This window comes from Zhongshania sp., assembly GCF_041584495.1.
Classification (GTDB): Bacteria; Pseudomonadota; Gammaproteobacteria; order Pseudomonadales; family Spongiibacteraceae; genus Spongiibacter.
Genome location: NZ_JBFHDY010000237.1, coordinates 1 through 2,496 on the forward strand (window position 1 = coordinate 1; position 2,496 = coordinate 2,496).

Sequence of the window (2,496 nt, forward strand, 5' to 3'; positions counted from 1 at the left end):
AACGATCGTTGCGTGTCAGAGACTATTTCTGGTTCAACTGAGGCAATGAAGCGTCCTGCCTTCCGCGCAATGGTTGAACATAGCTTGGAGAAGGGCGATACATTGGTGGTTTTGAAGCTCGACCGCCTTGGTCGTGACGCCGTAGACGTACAGAAGACAATTGATATGTTGTTGGATCGCGGTGTAAGTCTTCGCAGCCTTGATTTGCCGAATGTAAATCTCACCAGTGCTGAAGGTAAGTTGATGCTTCAGGTTTTTAGTGCTTTTAGTGAGTTTGAGCGTAATCGTATTCGCGAGCGCACGCAGGAAGGTCTAGAGCGGGCCAAGGCGGGCGGTATTAAGTTAGGTAGGCCTATCGCTGCGGGGACAACCAGGCGGGTTCAGGGGGCGAAAATGGAGGGGTTGAGCCAGTCTGAGGTAGCCAAGCGCTTGAGTGTTAGCTTAGCTACCGTGAAGCGACACTGGAATTGAGGTTGCTGTTGGTCCTCATTGCCGAGTTAAGGTGGGTCGAGAGTTAATGATTTGACGGTTGATGTGGTTCTAAGTCCATGTCGTTCCATTTTTTGCAGTATTTTGTGATTTACATCGTCGTATTCAAAGCTCGGGGGTAGAGCGGCAGTAGGAAATTGTGGGTGTGACGCGGCGACGCCTGCAAAGTGTCGCTTTGTCCAGCGCAGGGCTACGTGTTGGAGCGCTCTGTTCGCTTTGTCAATTTTGGTGGAGCCTGTAATCGGCTCTAGCCCAAGGACATTAAGACAGAAACCTAGATGGTAGGCTGATTCGATACTCGGTTGAACGTATAGCTCTTTTATTGATGCGTGTAGCTTTGCTCTTACCTTGCGCAGGACGATTCTGCCAAACTCTCCATGTGATCGCTCAAACGTGCGCATGGGGCCCCATGCCGCGCCATATTGGGCGCGCCAACAATCTCGATGGTCCGAATAGTTTTGATTGGTGGTGAATTCGATCATTGAAAAGAATAAATCGGAGAGCGGGTCGCTTAAATCTGTCGTTGAGTACTGGTTTTGTGTGATTTTTTCTAAAGGCAAATCTAGGGATGTCGCATTGACAGATTTCCCGACGGTGTTAACGAACTGGAATATGCAGTGGAACAGGTAGTACAAGCTATCACGCCAGCTGATGGTTTTTCCGTGAGCTTCCCATCGTTTTAATTGAAACGAGTCTTTTATTGTGTCGAACGCGCCGCTAATGCAAAAGGAATCTTTGGGGCAGCCGCTCTCAATGTAGGAAAATAAGGTTATTTCAAATAAGCGAAAGTACCCTTTCCATTGTTGATTTGTCATTACCTCGCTAAGTTCTAGATCAATTTCCAGCAGCCGTTCAGCGGCATCAACTAGTTGAAAGTTTCCGTAAATAACGCGGCTAATTGGCCGTAGATGCCCGATATAGCCAGAATCGTATTCGTTTTCTTCGTGATATATAAATGAGTCGGTATCAGCTAGCGCGGCATTCAGGATATTTTTCCCAAAAACTTTGATTTGGATGTTGTATTTCTTGTTTTCGCTAATGGAATGGAAAATCTGGAAAATAGTCTGAGGCGCGTGTGCAACTAATGCGCGGCAGAACCGTTTGTTAGCTATGAGGCTTAGCATGTCGTTGGCGATGCTTTCGACTTTAGTTAAATTTTGCTTTTGGTTTGAGTTAGTTAATGCTGGTGCATATTTAACCAAGTTTTTAGCAGACCGACCTAGCTCATCGGTAATAATTGGTAGTTCGTCAGGTGCGCTTTTAAGGATGTGCTGGAACAGTGCCTGTCCAAACCTTAGGCTGTTGGGCTTGCCAAATATCGGTGGGCGGATAAATGCATACCAAGACCAAAGGGTGAATGTGCTGAGGAGCATACCTGCGAGGAAAATTTGCCAGCTCTCAGGGGTGAATATAGGGCCTATCGGAACGTACCAGCTATTTGCCCGCCAGAGGTCGGTCATGAGGGTTAGTGCGCTAATCGTAATGACTGAATAAAAGGTTGCTGCGCGAAGTGGAAATGGGGCTATTGAGATTCTAAAGTGGTATCTGATGTCGGCGATTGTCCACGCTAGTACCAGTAATGCGAGCCCAGATAGCATTTCTGGGAAGCTGAATAGTCGCTCGGCTTCGGGGTTAAGTGGGAAGAAGCAGACCTTCCAGTAGCAAGTCGTTGATAGTGCTAGTTGGGGCATAAACTAATTTCCGTTCCTTGGAGGTGCGTTACAGTGCTCTAGTGGGTGGGAGGATAAGCTGCCTAGGCGCGTTGCACAAATCGCGATTAGACAATTGAAGCCGAGCGAATGTGAACCAAATGTGATCCATAAAAAAAGGCCTAGCGGTTACTAACCAGCTAGGCCTTTAGAATAATGGGCTCTTCATCATTAACGGGGGACACCGGCATTCATTAAACTGAATTTGCGAAGAAACAGTTTGATGGAGAATACCGATGTCCCACGCAGGAAGAATTATAGGCATACCTGGCCTTGAGATTGAACGGGTAGTTCGCAG

The 2,496-nt window shown here is 47.4% G+C and carries 2 protein-coding genes; one reads left to right on the top strand and one right to left on the bottom strand.

Annotation, left to right across the window (positions count from 1 at the left end; translation table 11 throughout):
- On the top strand, nt 1-471 hold a 471-nt coding region (locus tag ABYP33_RS18600), incomplete at its 5' end, for a recombinase family protein (RefSeq protein ID WP_373092783.1).
- Between the two features lie 26 nt (nt 472-497).
- On the opposite strand, the gene ABYP33_RS18605 is transcribed toward ABYP33_RS18600, so the two are convergent.
- Nucleotides 498-2,180, bottom strand: a complete 1,683-nt coding sequence (locus ABYP33_RS18605; RefSeq protein ID WP_373092784.1) for a hypothetical protein — start codon at nt 2,178-2,180, stop codon at nt 498-500.
- Between the last annotated feature and the right edge of the window lie 316 nt (nt 2,181-2,496).